The sequence below is a fragment of the Nocardiopsis halotolerans DSM 44410 genome (assembly GCF_000341065.1).
Classification (GTDB): Bacteria; Actinomycetota; Actinomycetes; order Streptosporangiales; family Streptosporangiaceae; genus Nocardiopsis; species Nocardiopsis halotolerans.
The window spans coordinates 40,097-59,967 of the sequence record NZ_ANAX01000260.1 but is presented as its reverse complement, the minus strand read 5'-3'; the positions used below and the strand labels follow the sequence as shown (position 1 = coordinate 59,967).

The 19,871-nt window shown below is 71.0% G+C and carries 15 protein-coding genes and 1 pseudogene; 10 read left to right on the top strand and 6 right to left on the bottom strand.

What is annotated here, in order from left to right:
• Positions 1 to 146: 146 nt before the first annotated feature.
• Positions 147 to 1,763 (top strand): carbohydrate-binding protein, encoded by a 1,617-nt coding sequence (locus tag D455_RS0120360; RefSeq protein WP_017572547.1) that lies wholly within the window; start codon positions 147 to 149, stop codon positions 1,761 to 1,763.
• 315 nt (positions 1,764 to 2,078) lie between these two features.
• Here the strand turns inward: D455_RS0120360 and D455_RS0120355 are convergent, their stop codons facing one another.
• The 3 genes from D455_RS0120355 to D455_RS0120345 form a co-directional block, all read right to left on the bottom strand.
• A complete protein-coding gene (locus D455_RS0120355) occupies positions 2,079 to 3,140 on the bottom strand; it encodes a fatty acid desaturase family protein (protein ID WP_017572546.1) in 1,062 nt (353 codons plus the stop codon).
• Positions 3,130 to 4,023 (bottom strand): DUF5994 family protein, encoded by an 894-nt coding sequence (locus D455_RS0120350; RefSeq protein WP_017572545.1) that lies wholly within the window; start codon positions 4,021 to 4,023, stop codon positions 3,130 to 3,132. The genes D455_RS0120355 and D455_RS0120350 overlap by 11 nt, the downstream gene beginning before the upstream one ends.
• A gap of 313 nt (positions 4,024 to 4,336) precedes the next feature.
• The gene (locus D455_RS0120345; RefSeq protein WP_017572544.1) at positions 4,337 to 4,714 is read right to left on the bottom strand and encodes a MerR family transcriptional regulator; all 378 of its coding nucleotides are present in this window, start codon (positions 4,712 to 4,714) and stop codon (positions 4,337 to 4,339) included.
• Between the two features lie 505 nt (positions 4,715 to 5,219).
• Here D455_RS0120345 and D455_RS0120340 point away from each other — a divergent pair.
• The 4 genes and pseudogenes from D455_RS0120340 to D455_RS31135 all read left to right on the top strand — a co-directional run bounded on the left by D455_RS0120340 (position 5,220) and on the right by D455_RS31135 (position 10,740).
• Positions 5,220 to 6,848 carry a pyridoxal phosphate-dependent decarboxylase family protein gene (locus D455_RS0120340; protein WP_017572543.1) on the top strand — a complete coding sequence of 543 codons (1,629 nt, stop codon included), beginning with the start codon at positions 5,220 to 5,222 and terminating at the stop codon, positions 6,846 to 6,848.
• On the top strand, positions 6,845 to 8,284 hold the full coding sequence (locus tag D455_RS0120335; RefSeq protein WP_017572542.1) for a lysine N(6)-hydroxylase/L-ornithine N(5)-oxygenase family protein: 1,440 nt from the start codon (positions 6,845 to 6,847) through the stop codon (positions 8,282 to 8,284). The genes D455_RS0120340 and D455_RS0120335 overlap by 4 nt, the downstream gene beginning before the upstream one ends.
• On the top strand, positions 8,281 to 8,910 hold the full coding sequence (locus D455_RS0120330; protein WP_017572541.1) for a GNAT family N-acetyltransferase: 630 nt from the start codon (positions 8,281 to 8,283) through the stop codon (positions 8,908 to 8,910). Before D455_RS0120335 ends, D455_RS0120330 begins: the two co-directional genes overlap by 4 nt.
• Positions 8,907 to 10,740, top strand: a pseudogene (locus D455_RS31135) (IucA/IucC family protein). The gene D455_RS0120330 and the pseudogene D455_RS31135 overlap by 4 nt, the downstream one beginning before the upstream one ends.
• Positions 10,741 to 10,958: 218 nt before the next feature.
• Here the strand turns inward: D455_RS31135 and D455_RS0120320 are convergent.
• The 3 genes from D455_RS0120320 to D455_RS0120310 all read right to left on the bottom strand — a co-directional run bounded on the left by D455_RS0120320 (position 10,959) and on the right by D455_RS0120310 (position 14,157).
• Positions 10,959 to 11,738, bottom strand: a complete 780-nt coding sequence (locus D455_RS0120320; protein ID WP_017572540.1) for an alpha/beta hydrolase — start codon at positions 11,736 to 11,738, stop codon at positions 10,959 to 10,961.
• Between the two features lie 384 nt (positions 11,739 to 12,122).
• The gene (gene rfbB / locus D455_RS0120315) at positions 12,123 to 13,076 is read right to left on the bottom strand and encodes a dTDP-glucose 4,6-dehydratase (RefSeq protein WP_017572539.1); all 954 of its coding nucleotides are present in this window, start codon (positions 13,074 to 13,076) and stop codon (positions 12,123 to 12,125) included.
• A 13-nt stretch (positions 13,077 to 13,089) separates the two neighbouring features.
• Entirely contained in the window at positions 13,090 to 14,157 is a 1,068-nt protein-coding gene (locus D455_RS0120310; RefSeq protein WP_026122814.1) for a glucose-1-phosphate thymidylyltransferase, read from the bottom strand.
• 253 nt (positions 14,158 to 14,410) lie between these two features.
• Between D455_RS0120310 and D455_RS0120300 the strand changes: the two genes are divergently transcribed.
• The 5 genes from D455_RS0120300 to D455_RS0120280 are packed head-to-tail and all read left to right on the top strand — an operon-like array spanning position 14,411 to position 19,860.
• Positions 14,411 to 15,763 (top strand): aspartate aminotransferase family protein, encoded by a 1,353-nt coding sequence (locus tag D455_RS0120300; RefSeq protein ID WP_017572537.1) that lies wholly within the window; start codon positions 14,411 to 14,413, stop codon positions 15,761 to 15,763.
• On the top strand, positions 15,760 to 16,782 hold the full coding sequence (locus D455_RS0120295) for an ABC transporter ATP-binding protein (protein WP_017572536.1): 1,023 nt from the start codon (positions 15,760 to 15,762) through the stop codon (positions 16,780 to 16,782). The genes D455_RS0120300 and D455_RS0120295 overlap by 4 nt, the downstream gene beginning before the upstream one ends.
• On the top strand, positions 16,779 to 17,594 hold the full coding sequence (locus D455_RS0120290; RefSeq protein WP_017572535.1) for an ABC transporter permease: 816 nt from the start codon (positions 16,779 to 16,781) through the stop codon (positions 17,592 to 17,594). Before D455_RS0120295 ends, D455_RS0120290 begins: the two co-directional genes overlap by 4 nt.
• Positions 17,591 to 18,388, top strand: coding sequence for an ABC transporter permease (locus D455_RS0120285; protein ID WP_017572534.1), 798 nt, complete (start codon positions 17,591 to 17,593; stop codon positions 18,386 to 18,388). The genes D455_RS0120290 and D455_RS0120285 overlap by 4 nt, the downstream gene beginning before the upstream one ends.
• Before the next feature lie 5 nt (positions 18,389 to 18,393).
• Positions 18,394 to 19,860 (top strand): hypothetical protein, encoded by a 1,467-nt coding sequence (locus tag D455_RS0120280; RefSeq protein WP_017572533.1) that lies wholly within the window; start codon positions 18,394 to 18,396, stop codon positions 19,858 to 19,860.
• Positions 19,861 to 19,871 lie beyond the last annotated feature (11 nt).

Below are 19,871 nucleotides of genomic sequence, written 5' to 3'. Positions count from 1 at the left end.
CTCCCTTAACACGAACCCTTTCGCGGAACAAGACCGTTGACGCACCGGAGGCGAACGCCTACCTTCGTCGCTGAAAGCGCTTTCCTTACTTCTCCGTTTACTGCCCCCCCCGGGGCAGAGAACCCACCCCCTGGAGAGACGGAACGATGAGAACCAGACCCGCGGCGGCGTGCGTCGCCCTGCTCACCAGCACACTCGTCACACTTTCCGGCACCGCGGCGCAGGCCGCGCCCACCCGCTACGAGGCCGAGGACTCCTCGGCCGTCTGCGACGGCCGCATCGAGTCCGAATGGTCCGGCTACTCCGGCAGCGGGTTCTGCAACACCGACAACGAGGACGGTGCGTACGCGGAGTTCACCGTGAACGCCTCCGCGTCGGGCACGGCCACGCTCACGGTCCACTTCGCCAACGGAACCGGCGACGCGCGCTCCGCCGACGTCACGGTGAACGGCTCGACCGCCGCGTCGGCGTCGTTCGGAAGCACCGGCGAGTGGGACGCGTGGGAGACGCGTACGCTCACGGTTCCGGTGGAGGCGGGTGAGAACACCCTCCGCTTCGAGGCCACCGGATCCGACGGCCTGCCCAACATCGACTACGTCGACGTGGAGGTGCAGGCGGACGACGGCGGTGGTGACGACGGTGGCGGCGATGACGGTGGTGGCGACGACGACACCCCGCCGTCGGAGGCCACGCTGTACGTGGCGCCGGGCGGCAGCGCGGACGCGGACGGCACGGAGTCGGACCCGACCACGCTGACCTCGGCGATCGACCGTGTCGAGCCCGGCGGAACGATCTACCTGCGCGGCGGCACCTACGAACTGTCCGACACGGTCACCATCCCGCAGGGCAACGACGGCACCGCGAGCGACCGAACGGAGCTGTCCGCCTACCCGGGCGAGACCCCGGTGCTGGACTTCTCGGCCCAGAGCGAGGACTCGTCCAACCGCGGGCTCGCGGTGAACGGGTCGTACTGGCACGTCCACGGCGTCGTCGTCGAGCGGGCCGGTGACAACGGGATCTTCGTCGGCGGCAGCCACAACGTCTTCGAGCGGACGGTGACGCGCTTCAACCGCGACACGGGGCTCCAGATCTCGCGGCGCGACTCCGGCACGCCCGAGAGCGAGTGGCCCTCCCACAACCTCGTCCTGAGCGCGGAGTCGCACGACAACGCCGACTCCGACGGCGAGGACGCCGACGGCTTCGCCGCCAAGCTCACCTCCGGTCCCGGCAACGTCTTCCGCTACGCCGTGGCCCACAACAACATCGACGACGGCTGGGACCTCTACACCAAGGACGAGACCGGTCCCATCGGCGCCGTGACCATCGAGTACTCCCTCGCCTACGAGAACGGCATCCTCAGCGACGGCTCCCAGGCCGGGGACGGCGACCGCAACGGCTTCAAGCTGGGCGGCGAGGACATCCCGGTCGACCACGTCATCAGGCACAGCGTCGCCCACGACAACGGCAAGCACGGGTTCACCTACAACAGCAACCCGGGTTCGATGACGGTGTCGGACAACGTGAGCATCGGCAACGAGGAGCGCAACTTCAACTTCGACGACGGCTCCTCGGTGTTCAGCGGCAACACCTCGTGCGACAGCGGGTCCAACGACCGGATCATCGGCGACGCCGACGGATCGAACCAGTTCTGGTCCGGCTCGAACGGGTCGCGGTGCGCCGACTACACCGGCGGCCTGGGCTGGTCCCACGCCTCGGACGGCAGCCTGGTGGTGACCTTCGGCGGCGACGAGGTCCCGCTGTAGCCCGTCACCGGTCCTCGGTATGAGCGCCGTGCCCGCTCCATGCGGCGGCAGGACCTGAAGGACACGGAGAACGGTACGCACGGCGGCCCTTCCGGGAACCCTCCCGGGAGGGCCTCCCGCGTTCGGCCACCGAGGAGGCGAACGTGGCCAGGGGCGTGCTGCACCGGCATCTCACCGACCTCGACGACCTCCTCGTCCAGTTGGCGCGAACGCGCACCACCCGGCTCGAAACCGTGTCGGCCGCGCTCCTCGCGGCGGAGCGCGAGCGGGATCGTCTCGCCCCCGGCGCGGCGGGGGAACCGGGAGGGAAAGGGGTCAGTACTCGAGTTCCGGACGCAGCGGGCCTCCCACCCTGTGGAGGTGTCGCAGCACCTCGGCGTAGGAGTGCAGAAGTCCCGTCTCGTGGTAGACGAGCCCGCACCGCTCACACGCGGCCCGGACCAGGGGCTGGGCACGGCGCAGGTTGGGCCTGGGCATCGAGGGGAACAGGTGGTGCTCGATCTGGTAGTTCAGCCCGCCCAGGACCAGGTCGGTCAGCGGACCGCCCCGTATGTTGCGGGTGGTGAGGACCTGACGGCGCAGGAAACCCGCCCTGGCCCCCTCCTCGAGAACGGGCATGCCCTTGTGGTTCGGCGCGAAGGAGCAGCCCATGTACAGGCCGAACAGGCCCTGGTGCACCAGGACGAAGCACAGCGCCTGGGCCGGGGTGAGCGTGGTCAGCACGAGCGTCAGGTAACCGCCGAGGTGGAGCGCCAGGAGCCCGCCCTCCAGAACCCGGTCCCGCGTCGGCATGCTGGTGTCCTCCACCACCCCCCGCACCGAGGCGGCGTGCAGGTGGAAGGCCTCCAGGAGCAGCATCGGGAAGAACAGCCACGCCTGGCTGCGAGCCAGCCACCGGCCCGGGCCCCGGCGGCGCAGAAGGGCCTGCTCCCGGCTGAAGGCCAGGGCGGCCCCGGCGATGTCGGGATCCCTGCCCTCGTGGTTCGGGTGGGCGTGGTGCCGGTCGTGCTTGTCGATCCACCAGGCGAACCCCAGGCCCACCAGCAGGTTGCCGTGGATCCGTCCGATCAGGGTGTTGATCCGCCGGTTCGCGGAGATCTGCTGGTGTCCGGCGTCGTGTCCGATGAAGGCCGTCTGGGTGAAGAGCACCGCGAGCGGCACGGCCGTCAGCAGCTGCCACCAGGAGGGGCCGATCAGCACGAAGACCGTCCAGGCCGCGATGAGCAGGAGCAGCGTGATACCGATGCGTACCGTGTAGTGGCCCGGGCGCGTTCCCAGCAGTCCGTGCTCGCCCACGGTCCGGGCGAGGACGGCGAAGTCGCTTCCCCGCCGCTGCTGCGTTCGTGTGGCGGGGCTCGTCTTCTCATCACCAGGCATGGGACAGGGCTTCCTCCACTGTGGTGTGAACCGGTGGGAGCTTGTACGGCCCGGTGTGTTCCAGGAGCCAGCGCACCCGTGCCGACCGTGTGACCAGTCGCAGGTCCATGCCCACCAGTTCGGCCCGGGCTCGGGCCGCCGTCAGGAGGGAGATACCCGCCGAACCGCAAGAACTCACGCCGGACAGGTCGACGACGACCTTGTCGGCGTCCGTGTGGAACACGTCGAACAGGGGATCCCAGCGTTCGGGCTCCGTCGTCACGTCGATCTCGCCGGAGATCCGGACGAGCACCTGTTTCGGACCGGCCGGTTCCACCCGCAGGGCGAACGCGTCCGTCCCGCGCCTCACGGACGTCCGTGGGGGAACCCCGTCCTCGTGGAACCACGCGCTCTCGGGGTCCCCGTCCGACTCCACGGACGTTCTGGGCGGAGGCGGCAGCAGGCTCGCGATGTCCATGACCTCCGAGGCCCGCGCGGTGTTCGTGGTCAGGGCCGCCAGATCCAGGGCGGACCACGCGGTGAACGCCCCCACGCCGGGGGGCACCACCAGCAGGCGGGTGCGTGAACCGTTGCGGCCGACCGCGACCAGGAGGTCCGGCGGCATGTCCGGGGACCAGGAGATGTGGACCGCGCGACCGGCCACCGCGAGCAGGTCCGGCCTGTTCCGCCAGCCCGTCACCCCCATTTCGAGTCGGTGGACGGGGCCCCGGCGGTCGTCGAGGGCCAGGATCAGCCCGGGAAGTTCCGCGACGGGATCGCCGGATCTGGGCCACCACCCCCCGGCCAGGATCGCGCCGCGGTGCGGGATGGCGTTCAACCTCAGTCTGGGAACCGAGGGAGGGGTGTCGGAGACGGCGGGTGGGTGGTGCGTGAAAGGAGCCATGGGTGAGAGGTGCTCCGCAATCCCCGAAGCGGGCGGGCGTGCGTACGCCGCTTCGGACGAGGAAACGTGAGCGCGGTACGCGCGTCACGGCATGCGGGAGAGGACACGGTCTCCGGGCCCGTACCGGAAGGGCACGGCGCCCTGGGTCTCGCGGCCCGAATCGTGCGTGGTCGTCACGCCCCGGGCCGGCGGTCCGGGCTCTCCCGGAACGGGTTGTCGTCTCCGCTGTCCTCCAGCCTACACGCACGCCCCCTCCCCGCCCGGGCGTGACCGTGAGCGGAGGGGAGGGGCCTGTGGGAGGCGTGTGGGGCGATCAGGCCGGAACACCCGACCGCAACTGCTCCCGGTAGGCGCGGGCCTTGGCCATCAGGTCGTCGAGCACGTCCCGCGTACGCACCAGGTCACCGATGTGCTCGGTGAGGCGGTCGCGTTCCTGCTCCATGCGTTCCAACGCCGCGTCGGAGTTGCGCTCACTGGGCGCGTCGGCACAGGGCAGCAGTTCGTAGATGGTGCGGCTGGAGAGCCCGGCGGCGTACAGCTGCTGGATGAAGGTGACACGCGCGACCTGGGCGTCGGTGTAGTGCCGCTGCCCGCTGGCGCTGCGGCTGCTGGTGAGCAGGCCCTGCTCCTCGTAGTAGCGCAGGGACCGGACGCTCACGCCCGTCCGTGTCGCGAGCTCTCCGATACGCACGCTTCCTCCCCCGTGGTCCGCACTGCCGCGCTCGTCTCTCACACTGATGTCAGGTTTCAGCGTAGCCGCTGGCGCGGCTCTTCCGGCCGTCTCCGGGAAGGGCCGCGCCAGTGCGTGGTGCGCGTCGGGCCGCGGCGACGCAGCGACGATGGGCCCCTCGGCACCGACTGGGCGGTCGCCCCCTGGGCAGCGCGGCGACCAGGCGCGGCGACCCGTGTGCCCCCTCCCTCTTCCGGACACGTTCCCCGCGACTTTCACGACCGCTGAGCGCCCCGGAACTCCCCCCACGACCGGAGTTCGCGCTGGCCAGACCCCCTACTACCACTCCAGGTAGCCAAACATGCCGCTCCTGTAATCCTCCTCACACTGTACGAGTTCGATCAGTTAGGCTAGCCTCCCCTTAGTTAGGGCGCCCTACATCAGTGTGTTCGCGACACTTCCTACCCCCATGCCCGCATCCGGTTTCCGGATGCTGTCGTCATGCCCGTTTCCAGGAGGATGATCCATGAACTCCCTCGCGCGGTCCGTACAGGACCCGCCGTACGGGGACGCCGGTGCCGCCGACACCGAACCCGAGCCGACGCCTTCCCTCGGCTCTGGCCCCGGGCCCGACCTCGACGCCGGGCCCGCCCACCCGTCCCCCCTCTCCCACCTGTTCGACGGTGGGAGCACCGAGCGCTACCGCGACCTGACCGGCGACGCCGTGGACCGCGTCGCCCGGCGGATCGCCCGGGTGGAGCGCCCCCTCACCGGTGCCACGGCCGAGGACCTGCGCCCCGCGATCGGCAAGGTCGACCTGGACGACCCCCTCCGCGATCCGGCCGCCGCGCTGGACGAGCTCGAACACCTCTACCTCGACGACGCCGTCTACTTCCACCACCCCCGCTACATGGGCCACCTGAACTGCCCGGTGGTCCTGCCCGCCCTCCTCGGCGAGACCGTCCTGTCCGCCGTCAACTCCTCCCTCGACACCTGGGACCAGAGCGTCGGCGGCACCCTGATCGAACAGCGCCTGATCGACTGGACCCGCGAGCGCATCGGCTTCGGCGACACCTCGGACGGGGTCTTCACCAGCGGCGGCAGCCAGTCCAACCTCCAGGCCCTGCTCATGGCACGCGACGAGGCCTGCCAACGCGCCGGAACCGGCTCAGGAAACGGCTCCGGGAGCGCCCGCATGGCCGACCTCCTGCCCCGGATGCGCGTCCTGACCTCCGAGGCCGGGCACTTCAGCGTCGCGAAGTCGGCCGCTCTGCTCGGCCTGGGCTACGATTCCGTCATCACCGTGGCCTGCGACGACAGGCGGCGCATGCGCCCGGACGCCCTGGCCGCCGAGCTGCGCGGGTGCCGCGCCGAGGGGCTCGTCCCCATCGCCGTCGTGGCCACCGCCGGGACCACCGACTTCGGCAGCCTCGACCCGCTCCCCCAGATCGCCGACCTGTGCGAGCAGCGCGGCGTGTGGATGCACGTCGACGCCGCCTACGGCTGCGGCCTGCTGGTCTCGCGCCACCGCCACCTGCTCAACGGGATCGAGCGCGCCGACTCGGTGACCGTGGACTTCCACAAGTCCTTCTTCCAGCCCGTCAGCTCCAGCGCCATCGTGGTCCGCGACCGCGCCGTGCTGCGCCACGTCACCTACCACGCCGACTACCTCAACTCGCGCTCGGACGGCAGCACGCCCCTCCTCTCCCCCAACCAGGTCGACAAGAGCCTCCAGACCACGCGCCGCTTCGACGCCCTCAAACTGTGGCTCACCCTGCGCGTCATGGGCGCCGACGGCGTGGGCGCGCTCTTCGACAGCGTGCTGGACCTGGCCGCCAGCGCCTGGTCGCTGCTGGACGAGGACCCCCGTTTCACCGTCGTCACCCGTCCCACGCTCAGCACCCTGGTGTTCCGGTGCGTTCCGCCCGGCGCCGGCCCCGAGCTCACCGACGCCGCCAACCGGTACGCGCGCGAGGCCCTGATGGCCTCGGGCCGGGCCTTCGTGGCGCGCACGACGGTCGACGGACGGCCGCACCTGAAACTCACCCTGCTCAACCCGAGAACCACGCTCGAGGACGTCGCCGAGGTCCTGGACCTGCTCGCCGACCACGCCGACCGCTTCGTGTCCGCGCCCACCCCCGGGAGTGCCCGTTGACCGCCGACATCCGCCCCAACCAGGCCACCGTCTCCGACCGGATCCACGACTTCGCCGCCGTCGGCGTCGGCCCCTTCAACCTCGGGCTGGCCTGCCTGACCGAGCCCATCCCCGATCTGGACGGCCTCTTCCTCGACGAGAAACCCGAGTTCGCCTGGCACACCGGCATGCTGCTGGAGGAGGCCGAACTCCAGACCCCCTTCATGTCGGACCTGGTCACCCTCGCCGACCCCACCTCGCCGTTCTCCTTCCTCAACTACCTCAAGGAGACCGGGCGGCTCTACCCCTTCTACATCCGCGAGCGCTTCTACCCCCTGCGCGCGGAGTACGACGACTACTGCCGCTGGGCCGCCCGGCGGCTGGGTGACACCGTCCGCTTCGGCCAGCGGGTCGAGACCGTGGAGTACGACACGCGGGAGTCCCTCTACCTGCTGCACGCCACCGACACGGCGACCGGGGAGCGGCACACGCACCGCGCGCGGCGGCTGGTGCTGGGCACCGGCACACCGCCCCACGTGCCCGAACCCTGCCGGGAGCTGCCCGACGACGCCGTGCACAGCTCCGGCTACCTGCCCGCGAAGGCGGGGCTCCAGGGCAGGCGGAGCGTGACGGTCGTCGGGAGCGGGCAGAGCGCCGCCGAGATCTTCCACGACCTGCTCCAGGACCTGGACGGCCACGGCTACGAGCTGAACTGGGTCACCCGGTCCCCGCGCTTCTTCCCGCTGGAGTACACCAAGCTCACGCTGGAGATGACCTCCCCGGAGTACGCCGACCACTTCCACGCGCTGCCGGGCCCCACGCGCGACCGGCTCGTGGCGTCGCAGAAGAGCCTGTACAAGGGGATCGACTCCGACCTGATCAACGCGATCTACGACCTGCTCTACGTCAAGAGCCGTCTGGGCCCGCCGCCCGTGCGCATGCTGACCAACACCGAGGTCACCGGCGCCCGCCACGACGCGGAGCGCGGCGAGTACGTCCTGGACCTGCGCAACACCGACCAGGGGCGCGACTTCACGTTCACGACCGAGGGCCTGGTGCTCGCCACCGGCTACCAGTACCGGGTGCCGCGCTTCCTGGACCCCGTCGCCGACCGGCTGGACTGGGACGGTTCGGGACGCTTCGCGGTGCGCCGCGACTACCGGATCGACCGCCTCGACCACCAGGATCCGGACACCGACGGGAGCGGCGGCGCGGGGTGCCCGCCGGGCGCCGTCTTCGTGCAGAACGCCGAGCTGCACACGCACGGCTTCGTCGCCCCCGACCTGGGCATGGGCGCCTACCGCAACTCCTGCATCCTGCGCGCGATGCTGGGCCGGGAGCCCTACGCCGTCGAGCGGTCGATCGCCTTCCAGGAGTTCGGCGCGCCACCGCAGGACCCGCAGGACTCCCCTGCCTCCGCGGACTCCGGCGAGGCGCTGGAGGTCGCGCACCGATGACCGGCCAGGCACGACCCGGGCCCGGAGCCGACCGCGGCCCCGCACCCGTCTTCACCCGCACCGACCCCCGGCTCGGCGAGTTCCGCGTCCGGCCCGTCGACCCGGAGACCGACGTCCCGCTCCTGCACGGCTGGCTCACCCACCCCCGGTCCCACTTCTGGATGATGACCGAGGCCAGCGAGGACGACGTGGCCCGCGAGTACCGGAGGATGGCCGCCTCCGAACACGAGCACGCCTACGTCGGGGAGTGGCGGGGCGGCCCGTGCTTCCTGGCGGAGCGCTACGACCCCGGCCACAGCGAGCTCGCCGCGCACTACCCGGTGCTCCCCGGCGACACCGGGATGCACTTCCTGGTGGCGCCCCCGGACACCCCCGTGCACGGCTTCACGCGCGCCGTGATCACCACCGTCATGGAGCTGCTGTTCTCCGATCCGGGGACCGAACGCGTCGTCGTCGAACCGGACGTGCGCAACCACGCCGTCCACGCGCTCAACGCCGCGACGGGGTTCCGCGTCGACGCGACCGTCGCGCTGAAGGACAAGGACGCCCACCTGAGCACATGCACCCGAGCCCAGTTCCGGGCCGCCCTGGCGGCGGCCCCGACCACCGGAGGAGCCAGCAGATGACCACGAGCGCGCACGGACCCGGAACCGGGGCGCCCAGGGACCCCCGGGACGCGGCCGCCCACCTGTCCCCCGAGTCGTGGAGCCGCGCCAACCGGCTGCTCGTCCGCAAGGCGCTGGCCGAGTTCGCCCACGAGCGGCTGCTGAGTCCCGAGCCCGGCCCCGACGGGCTGTTCTCCGTACTCAGCGACGACGGAACCACCGAGTACCGGTTCGCGGCCCGCGTCATGGCCCTGGACCACTGGCGGATCGACGCCGACAGCATCGTCCGGCGCGACCTGCGCCACGACGGCGCGCCCCTGCCCCTGGACGCGCTCGACCTGGTCCTGGACCTGCGCGAGACGCTCGCGCTGAGCGAGGACGTCCTGCCCGTCTACCTGGAGGAGATCACCAGCACCCTGGCGAGCAGCGCCTACCGCATGTCGGGCGCGCGGCGGAGCGCGGCGGAGCTGGCACGCGCCGGGTTCCAGGAGATCGAGGCGGGGATGACCGAGGGCCACCCGTGCTTCGTCGCCAACAACGGCCGCCTGGGGTTCGACGCCGAGGAGTACCGGGCCTACGCCCCCGAGGCCGCAGCTCCGGTGCGGCTGGTGTGGATCGCCGCGCGGCGCGAGCACACGACGTTCAGCTGCTCGGCCGACCTCGACCGCGACGAACTGCTGCGGAGCGAGCTCGGCCCCGAGGTCCTGGACGTCTTCACCGCGCAGCTGTCCGGGCTCGGCCTGGACCCGGACGACTACCACCTGATCCCGGTCCACCCGTGGCAGTGGTGGAACCGGNACCTTCGCCGCCGACGTGGCCCGCCGCGACCTGGTGTGCCTGGGGTACGGCCCGGACGAGTACCGCGCGCAGCAGTCCATCCGCACCTTCTTCAACACCTCGGCGCCCGAACGCCACTACGTGAAGACGGCGCTGTCGGTGCTGAACATGGGCTTCATGCGCGGACTGTCCGCCCGGTACATGGAGGCCACCCCGGCGATCAACGACTGGGTCGCCGGGCTCGTGGCGGACGACCCGGTCCTGCGGGGGACGGGGGCCGAGATCCTGCGCGAGCGGGCGGCGGTGGGCTACCGCACCACGCACTACGCGCGGGCCACTCCGGAGGGTTCGCCGTACCGGAAGATGACGGCGGCGCTGTGGCGGGAGAGCCCGGTGGGGCGGCTGCGGTCGGGTGAGCGCCTGGCGACGATGGCCTCGCTGCTGCACACCGACGCGGAGGGCGGTTCGTTCGCGGGGGCGCTCATCGACGAGTCGGGGCTGGAGCCGACGGACTGGCTGCGCCGCTACCTCGACGCCTACCTCGTCCCCCTGCTGCACGCGTTCTACGCCCACGACCTGGTGTTCATGCCGCACGGGGAGAACGTCATCCTCGTCCTTGGGGACGGGGTGCCGCGGCGGATCCTGCTCAAGGACATCGCCGAGGAGATCGCGGTGATGAGCGCGGACGCGGAGCTGCCCGCCGAGGTGGAGCGCATCCGCGCCGAGGTGCCCGAGGACATGCGGGTACTGTCGCTGTTCACCGACGTCTTCGACTGCTTCCTGCGCTTCCTGAACGGCGTCCTCGCCGGTGAGGGGCGCGTGGAGGAGGCCGACTTCTGGCGTACCGTGGCCGCCTGCGTCGCCGACTACCAGGCGTCGGTGCCCCATCTCGCCGACCGGTTCGCACGCGACGACCTGTTCGCGGAGCGGTTCGCGCTGTCGTGCCTGAACCGGCTCCAGCTGCGCGACAACAAGCAGATGGTCGACCTCCAGGACCCGTCGGGAGCCCTCCAGTTGGTGGGCACGCTGGAGAACCCGATCGCCGGTTTCCGTCCGGAGGGCGGGCCCCGGTAGCGCGGTGACCGGAAAGGCCCCAGTCCGCCGTGATCTTGTACTTATAGCGCATCTCGGCGCTCCAACCTCGCTATAAGTACAAGATCAGCGCAGGTCAGAACCCATGCGGTTCCGGCCAGCCCGGTGGGGCTTCCGGGGGGACCGGCGGCGGGAACGCTCCCCGGCCCGGTGTCGGTGGCACCGGGCCGGGTCGCGTTCCCGGTCAGCGTGGGAGGGCGTCAACCGTCCAGGAAGCCGCTCATCACGTCGGCCAGGCGATGGTGGGCCTCGTCGTCGCTGATGGCGGCGGGGTTGTCACCGGCCTGCTCGCCGTAGGCGCCGAACTGGGCGTGGTTCATCCCCGACACCTCGTACATGAGCGCGTCGGACGGCAGATGGGCGCGGTTCTCCTCGATCGTCGCCGGGTCGGACAGGCCGTCGCGGCTGCCCGAGACCGAGATGACCGCGAGGTCCTCACGCCCGGCCAGGCCCGCGCCCTCGGTGGCGTAGGAGCCCCACAGGACCAGCCCGACGACCGTGTCGTCCGTGCTCTCCCCGAGGTGGGAGGCGGCCATCGCGCCGCCCAGCGAGTGTCCGCCCACGTACCACTCGTCGACGCCTCCGTCGTGCTCGGCGATGGCGCGGTCGGCGCGGTCAGCGTCGAACACCGCGAGGTTCAGCGGCATCCGGGGGATGACCACCCGCACCGCGCTGTCGGCGGCGATCTCCGCCCAGGGCGCGGTGTAGGCCTCGGGGGCGACGCGCCCGCCCGGGTAGAACACGATCCCGGTGTCCGGCGGTGTGTGGGTGGAGGTGACGACCACGGCCTCGTCGGTCGTGCTCACCTCCACTCCGGGGGTGTCCAGCGCCTCCCGCAGGGCGCGCGGCTGCGCCTGGTGGGGGTTGAGCGCCCAGACGGCGAAGCCGCCGACCGCGAGGACCAGCAGGAGCGCCAGCACGAGCGCGGTGATCCCCAGCAGCCGCTTCGCATGGCCGCGTTTCCGGTTCTTCTTCTGCACGCTTTCCAAGATACTTGCTTACTGAGGGAACTTGGGAACCGGCGACACGGAGCGGCGGACGAGCCAGTGAGGACGCCACCGGAGAAGGCGGGGAGTCATGCACTTGGCACCACTTTTCCCTTACACCACAGCGGCCGAACCGGACCCTGCACAGCGACGCCCAGCTCATCCTCGTCCCGCCCCCGGGAAGTTCAACTCGCTCGTCCCGGAGCTGGTGCTGGCCTCCGCCGCCGTCGCGGCCTGGGCCGTCGGGTCCCTGCTGGAGTCGCTGGCCGTGGCGGACGCCTCCCCGTCCCGGGCGTTCCCGGCGTCCCTGCGCCCAGTCGACCGCGACGCACCCCTGCCCCTCTCGGGCCGCGACCGCGCTGGACACGGCGAGGGCACTCAGCAATACCAGTCGAAGGTGCGTTTCAGGCCGTCCTCGAAGGACACCCGGGGCCAAAAGCCCAGTTCCTCGGAGATCTTCGTCGCGTCGACCGCGTAACGCCGGTCGTGCCCCTTGCGGTCCGGCACGTGCTCGATCCTCTCCCGGCCGGTCCCGAAGCGGGCGATCAGCCGACGCGCCAGCTCCAGGTTGGTCATCGCCTCCGTGCCGCCGACGTTGTAGACCTCGCCCGGAGCGCCGAAGGAGCGTACGGCCTCCAGCGCACGAACGTGGTCGTCCACGTACAACCAGTCGCGCGTGTGCCGCCCGTCCCCGTAGATCGGCAGGTTCCCGCCCTCCAGGAGCCTGGTCAGCAGGATCGGGACGAGTTTCTCCGGGTACTGGCGCGGCCCGAAGTTGTTCGCGCAGCGGGTGACGCGCACGTCCAGGCCGTGGGTGCGGGCATAGGAAAGGGCGACCAGGTCGGCGGAGGCCTTGGACGCGGAGTAGGGCGAACTCGGGCGCAACGCCGCGTTCTCGTCGGCGGCCCCCTCCGCCAGGGAACCGTAGACCTCGTCCGTCGAGACCTGGAGGAAGAGCTCCGCGCCGTGGCGGACGGCCGCGTCGAGCAGGGTCTGCGTACCGAGGACGTTGGTGCGCACGAACGCGCCGCCGTCCCGGATCGAGCGGTCCACGTGGGATTCGGCTGCGACGTTCACGATCTGGTCGTGCCGTGCCACCAGACCGTCCACGAGGTCCGCGTCGCAGACGCACCCCCGGACGAACGCGAAGTCCGAATGGTCCCACACGGCGCTCAGGTGATCGGTGCTGCCCGCGTAGGTGAGCCTGTCCAGAACGGTGACGGCCGTGCGGCCGTTCCCCCCGGGGCCGAGCAGGGCGTCGACGTAGGCCGAGCCGATGAAACCCGCGCCTCCGGTCACCAGGATCCGGGTGGTGTCGGTGTCCCTTCTCATTCGGTGTCCCTCCTCATGAGGCCAGCCACACCCTGCTGTGGTCGCCGAGGACGAGACGGTGTCCGCCCCCGCCCGTGGACGGGCCGGAGACCACGGCTCCCCGGCCCAGGAACGAACCCGTCAGCGCGTTCACCCGCTCCACGGACGCCTCCGCCATGACGACCGAGGCGCCGACGCGGCTGCCCCGGATCCCGCACCCGGCTCCGATACTGGTGAAGCCCTCGACGGTGGAGTCGTCGATGACCGCCCCCGGGCCTATCACGGCGGGGCCGTGCAGGTGCGACCGGCGGACCACGGCCCCTTCGGCGACGTGGACAGGACCCACGACGGTGCTCTCGGAGTCGATGTCCCCCTCCATGAGCCCCCGCGTGGCGCCCAGCGCGACGCGGTTCGCGCCGAGGAGGTCATCGACGTCGCCCACGTCGCACCACGCCCCCGTGACGGGCTCGGCGCCCACCGGCAGCCCTTGGTCGATCATCCACTGGAGGGCGTCGGTGATCTCCAGTTCCCCCCGGGAGGAGACGGGGACGGAGCGCACCGCTTCGTGAACGGCGGGCGTGAAGGCGTAGACGCCCACGAGCGCGAGGTCGCTCCGCGGGTTCGGGGGTTTCTCCTCGACGCGCACCACCCTGCCGTGCCCGTCGATTTCGGCGACGCCGAAACGGGAGGGGTCCGTGACCCCGTGCACGAGGAGGTTCGCGTCGAAACCACTCTGACCTGCACGGGAAACGAAATCGATGAGGCCTTTTTCGAGGTAGTTGTCCCCCAGGAACAGTAGGAAGTCCTCGTCCCCGAGAAACCCCCTCGAAATGTGGACCGCGTGGCCGATACCGAGCGGTTCCCGCTGGTCGAGGTAGGTCACGCTCACACCGAATCGCGAACCGTCCCCCACGGCCTCCCGTATCTGGCCGCTGGTCGCCCCGACGACCACTCCGACGTCCTTGACGCCGGACAGGGCCACGGCTTCCAGAACGTGAAAAAGAACCGGTTCGTTGGCGACGGGCAGCAACTGCTTGGCGGTGGTGTGGCTGAACGGACGCATGCGACTTCCCGTCCCACCTGCAAGAACGAGCGCCTTCACGGTTATCTCCTCGCATGGATCAGGAGCGCGTCTCCTGCCTGGCTGGGATCGGGGCAACCCAACCACACCCCCAAAGGACAACGCAAGATATTTCAGATCCTTGCGCAAACCATTGACACAAATATCGTTCCCTGCTTCACTCTGTCCCGCCGAAGTCCGAAACACCGGGCCAGCCATCCGACCTTCCGGCCTCGCGTGAGAGCGCTGTTCGCCGGCTCTGAAGTGCGATAATTCCAGCTGAAGGGATGCCTGAATGCAGGAGGCCAGCCAGGAGGAAAGCCCTGACCAGGCACTGCAAGGTCTTTCATTCCCCGACCTTGGAAAACAGGAACGGTGGCTGGAGCGCGAGAGCGCGCACGTCGCTCCCGGCGCCACCGACGAGGCCGCGTTCGGCCGTCGGGTCTTCACCAGCGGAAACGGGTCCACGCTGACCGACATGGACGGTGGCACCTACGTGGACCTCGCCGCCGGAGCCCTCACGCAGTCGCTCGGGCACGCCCACCCCGAAACCGTCGAGGCCCTCAGCGCACAGGCCCAGCGGCTGTGGAACGTCCACGACTCGGCGTTTCCGGAAAGGGCCGAGCTGTGCGAGCTGCTGGCCCGGCTCCTGCCCTCCGAGCTCGACACCTACGCCTTCTTCTCCACCGGGGCCGAGGCCGTCGAGGCGGCCCTGCGCCTGGTCCAGCGGACCGCTCCGCCCGAACGCAACCGGATCGGCGCCCTGCGCCACGGCTTCCACGGCAAGACCATGGGCGCGCGGATGCTGGTGCACTGGGACGTCGGCACCCAGTCCTTCGCCGGGAACAGCGTGCTGGGGTACGCGCCCCACTGCTACCGGTGCCCCCTGGAGCTCGAACACCCCTCCTGCGAGCTGCGCTGCGCCTCCCTCGTACGCCGCCACATCGCCGAGAAGCCGAACGTCTCCGCGCTGGTCTTCGAACCCGTCCAGGGCGCGGCCGGGGTGATCACGCCGCCCCCCGGCTACTGGGAGACGGTGGCGCGGGCCTGCCGGGACAACGGCGTCCTCCTGGTCGCCGACGAGGTCCTCACCGGGGGCGGCCGCACCGGCTCCTTCCTCGCCAGCGAGGAGGTCGGTGTGCGCCCGGACCTGGTCGTCATGGCCAAGGGCACCGCCAACGGATTCCCCTTCTCCGTGCTCGCCGGTCCCCGGGAGCTCATGCACCACCCCGCGGCCTCCGAACCCGGCGCCTACGCCTCCACCTACGGCGGCAACCCCCTGGGCGTCGCCGCCGCGACCGCCACGCTCGGGGTGGTCGAACGCGAGGCCCTGGCCGCACGCGCGAAGGAGCTGGGCGCGGTCGTGGGCGAGCGGCTCACCCGGATGCGGGACCGCTTCCCCAGCGTCGGGGACGTCCGGGGCCTCGGTCTCCTCCACGGGGTGGAGTTCGTCCGCGGCCACGCCTCGCGTGAACCCGCGCCCGAGACCGCGCGCGAGGTCTACCGGGCCGCGCTCGACCTGGGGGTGCGGACCGCCCTGGGCGGCCACGTGATCCGCCTCAGCCCGCCCCTGAACATCGACGAGGGGACCCTGGACTCGGCCCTGGACTCCCTCGAACGCGCCCTGGAACGGGTGGAGGGCGCGTGATCGTCGTCGAGAACCTCGTCAAGGAGTTCCGCGTGCCCGAGCGCGAGGAAGGTCTGTCGGGGAGCCTGCGCACGCTCCTCACCCGCAGGTACCGTACCGTCCGGGCCGTCGACGGCGTCTCCTTCGATATCCCCGCGGGCTCCAGGACGGCGTACCTGGGCGCCAACGGCGCCGGAAAGTCCACGACCGTCAAGATGCTCACCGGAGTCATGACGCCCACCTCGGGGCACTGCCTGGTGAACGGTCTGGAGCCCTACCGGAACCGTCGGCGCACGGCCCGCCGGATCGGCGTGGTGTTCGGGCAGCGCAGCCAGCTCTGGTGGGACCTGTCCGTTCCCGACTCCTTCCGTATCCTGCGCCGCATCCACGACATCCCCGACGCTGTGTACCAGCGCAACCTCCGGCTCTTCCGGGAGCTGCTCGACATCGACGCGCTGGCGACGACCGCCGTACGCCAGCTCAGTCTGGGCCAGCGGATGCGCGCCGAGATCGCGGCCAGCCTCCTGCACGACCCCGAGGTGCTGTTCTGGGACGAACCGACCATCGGACTCGACATGGTCCTCCAGGAGGCGGTCCGTGAGCTGGTCAACCGGGTCAACCGGGAACTCGGCACGACGGTCCTCCTCACCAGCCACGACCTCGCCGACATCACGAGCATCTGCGACACAGCCCTGGTCGTCGACCACGGGCGGGTGATCTACCAGGGGCGGATCGACCAGCTGCTGAGCACCGCGGGGCAGCGCTGTGTGATCTTCGAGTACCGGGGCGGCCCCAGCCCGGAGGCGGTGGCCGCCGAGGTGGAGCACGCCCTCCCCGGGACCCGGGTACGCCTGGACGGCCAGCGGGTGAGGATCGACCACCCGGTCGGCCTGCTCTCGTCCCGGGAGGTCCTGTCCTTCCTTCTGGAACGCGTCGACCTGACCGAGTGCTATGTGCCCGAGCCCGACCTGGGCACGGTCCTCAAGGAGCTCTACACCCGGAACGGACACCGGGGCCGCGCACCGGGCGGGGCGGCGTGAACCCCCTACGCCCGGCCTTCCGCTACACCCCGTTCGTCACCGGGAGCCTCCAGTCCCTGCTGCGCTACCGCTCGATGTTCGCCATCTCGGCGGTGACGGCCGCCGCGAGCGCGGCGATGATGATCTTCCTGTGGCGGGCGGTCCACTCCAGCTCACCCGACGGGCCGCCGGGGGGATTCGACACGGCGGAGCTCACCACCTACCTGCTCGTCGCCCAGATCCTCGGCCTCCTGCACGCCAACCGCGTGGACGACGAGGTCTCCGCCGAGGTCTACCGGGGCCACGTGGCGGCCATGCTGCTCAAGCCGGTCAGCTACCCGGCGGTCAGGGCCTTCGCCTGCCTGCCGGTCATCGGGACCAACGCGCTGTTCGCCGGTCTGCCCGTCCTCCTGCTGTTCGCCCTCCTGGTTCCGCTCAACGTGCCCCGCCCCGTCGACGCCCTGCTGTTCGCGGTGTCGGCCGTGCTGTCCGCGGCGGTCGCCTACCTGGTCAACCTCCTGGTGGGCATGGCCGCCTTCGTCACCACCAACACCTGGGGGATCCGGCTGATGAAGCAAACCGTGGTGGCGTTCTTCTCCGGACAGATGGTTCCCGTCGGGCTGATGCCGGACGCGCTCGCCGCGGTGACGCGCCTCCTCCCCTTCCACACGATGGTCGACAGCCCGCTGACCCTGCTGCTGGGACGGTACGACGGAGTCCCGGGGATCCTCGGGGTCCTGGGCCTCCAGCTGCTCTGGACGGCCGTCATGTGCGCGGTCGCCGCGCTGGTGTGGCGGTTCGCGGTCCGTCGCCTGGAGGTGCTGGGCGGATGAGGGAGTTCCTGCGCCACGCGCGTCTGGCCTGGTACCTCGGCGGGATCGGGCTCCAGCGGCTGATGACCTACAGGGCGGACTTCGCCCTGGGCGCCGGCGCCTTCCTGGTCCGGGTGGGCGTGCAGACCGCCGTCGTCGGCGTGATCTTCCAGTTCACTCCGGCCGTGGGCGGCTGGACGCTGCACGAGATGGTCTTCCTCCTGGGTTTCTCCCTGCTGCCGCGTTCCCTCGACCGCCTCTTCACGGACCAGTTGTGGGAGTTGGGCCGGCGCCTGGTCCAGCAGGGCGAGTTCTACCGGTACCTCATTCGTCCCGTGAACCCGCTGTTCGCCCTGCTGTCCGAGCGGTTCTTCCACCCCGACGGCTTCGGGGAGCTGCTCGTGGGTGCGGCGCTGGTCGCGTGGGCGGGACACCATCTGGACCTGGAGCTCACTCCGGCACAGTGGCTGGCCGCCGCCGTGCTCGTGTTCCTCGGGGCGCTCATCCACATGTCCGTGAAGCTCCTGTTCGCGTCCCTGTCCTTCTGGACGGTCACGAGCTTCCCCGCCATGCACGCGGCCAACCAGATCTCGGAGTTCGCCGCGTACCCGCTGGAGATCCTCCACCCCGTCATGCGCGCCTTCACGACGTGGTGCCTTCCCTTCGCCTTCACCGCCTACGTCCCCTGCACGTACCTGCTGTCCGGCGACGCCGGGCTGGTCGTCTGGACACCCGTGGTCACGGCGGCGGCCCTCGCCGTCTCCCTGACCGTGTGGCACCGGGGACTCGCCACCTACGAGATGACCGGGAGTTGAGCCCGATGAAACGGCACACGGATCCCTCGGCCGGACCGGCCCCCTTCCCCGCCGACGCGGAGGAGGTGGTGGACCAGGCGGAGCTCGCGGACACGGGTGTCCGGATCCTCGTCCTCACCGAACCCTCGGGCTCCCACACCTGGCGCCTCGCCCCGTCCGGCGTCGGGAACTCCGAAGAACCCGACGCGTCCCGCTTCGACGCCGTGGTCGTGGAACTGCTGAGGGCCCGACGCCGCGTCCCCACGGGGCGCGGGGGCGTGATCGAGTTCCGCGCGGGCGCGATCCCCGAGGGCGCAACGCTCCCCCGGGGGTTCGACCTTCAGCCGTCGTCCAACTCCCTCGCCCTGGTGGACGTCGCCGGAACCGCCTACGTCCACAAGAGGTACCGGCGGATCAGCCCGCCCGCACACGAGCCCGAACTGCTGCGGCGCCTCGGCCGCACGGGACACACCCCGCGCTGGGCGGGTGACTACCGCTACGTCAGCCCCGACGACGGAGCCGAGTACCCCCTCGGTGTGCTCTACGAGCACGTCACGGGCGAGGGCCTGGACGCCCCTCTGCGCGAGAACCTGCGTTCCCTGTGGCCGAAGCTGCGGTCCTCCCCCTCCCCCGACGCGACCGCCCGCGAGGGGCTGCGCCCCCTGGAGGGGGTCCTGCGTGAGGCGGGCGCCTCCCTGCGCCGGTTCCACCGCGACCTGGCCGCGGCGCTCGGGGGCGACGGCCCCGGGGACGCCTACCCCGTCGGCTCCGCGCTGGAGGCCGCCTCCAGTTCCCTGGCCGCGCTGGGCCGACGCCCTCCGGTGAGCGAGGAGATCCCGGTCGGCCTGTGGAACGCGGCACTGGATGCCCTGCGCGTCGAGGCCGACGACCTGTGGCTCCGTCACTCCGAGGGCACGGCCTTCCACGAGGAGGGGGAGGCCGGTCCCTGCCACGGGGACCTCCACCTGTCCCACCTGATCCTCGAGCCCCGGGCGTACGCACCGCACCCCGGGAGCGTCCGCGTCATCGACGTCTCCACCCCCTCCCCCGCGGATCCGGGCTGGCGGTTGCAGTCCCCGCTGGCGGACCGCGTCGCCCTGCGCCGCGCCCTGGAGTACTTCACCACCGACGAGGCCCTCGACCACGGTGCGCGGCTCCTGGGCAGGGAGAACACGGACGCGGCCGTGGCGGCCGTGCTCGACGCGGCCCGGCGTCCGCGCCCGGAAGCTCCCTGGCCCGAGGCGGACCTCACGGTCCTGCGCACGGTGTGCCGGGCGGCCGACGTCTGGCGGGACCGGGTGAGCGAACTCCTGCTGGGATCCCCCGGCGGCGGAAACGAGGGGCGGCGGTCCCCGCTGTACCGCCTCCTGTACCTGCACCGCCTTCTGCACGAACTCACCTACAACCAGGACCACGCACGCCTCTACCACACAGCCATGGACCTTCGGCACGCGCTCGCCCGCGCGACCGAGCCCTCCACCGCGAGGATGTGATCACCGTGTCC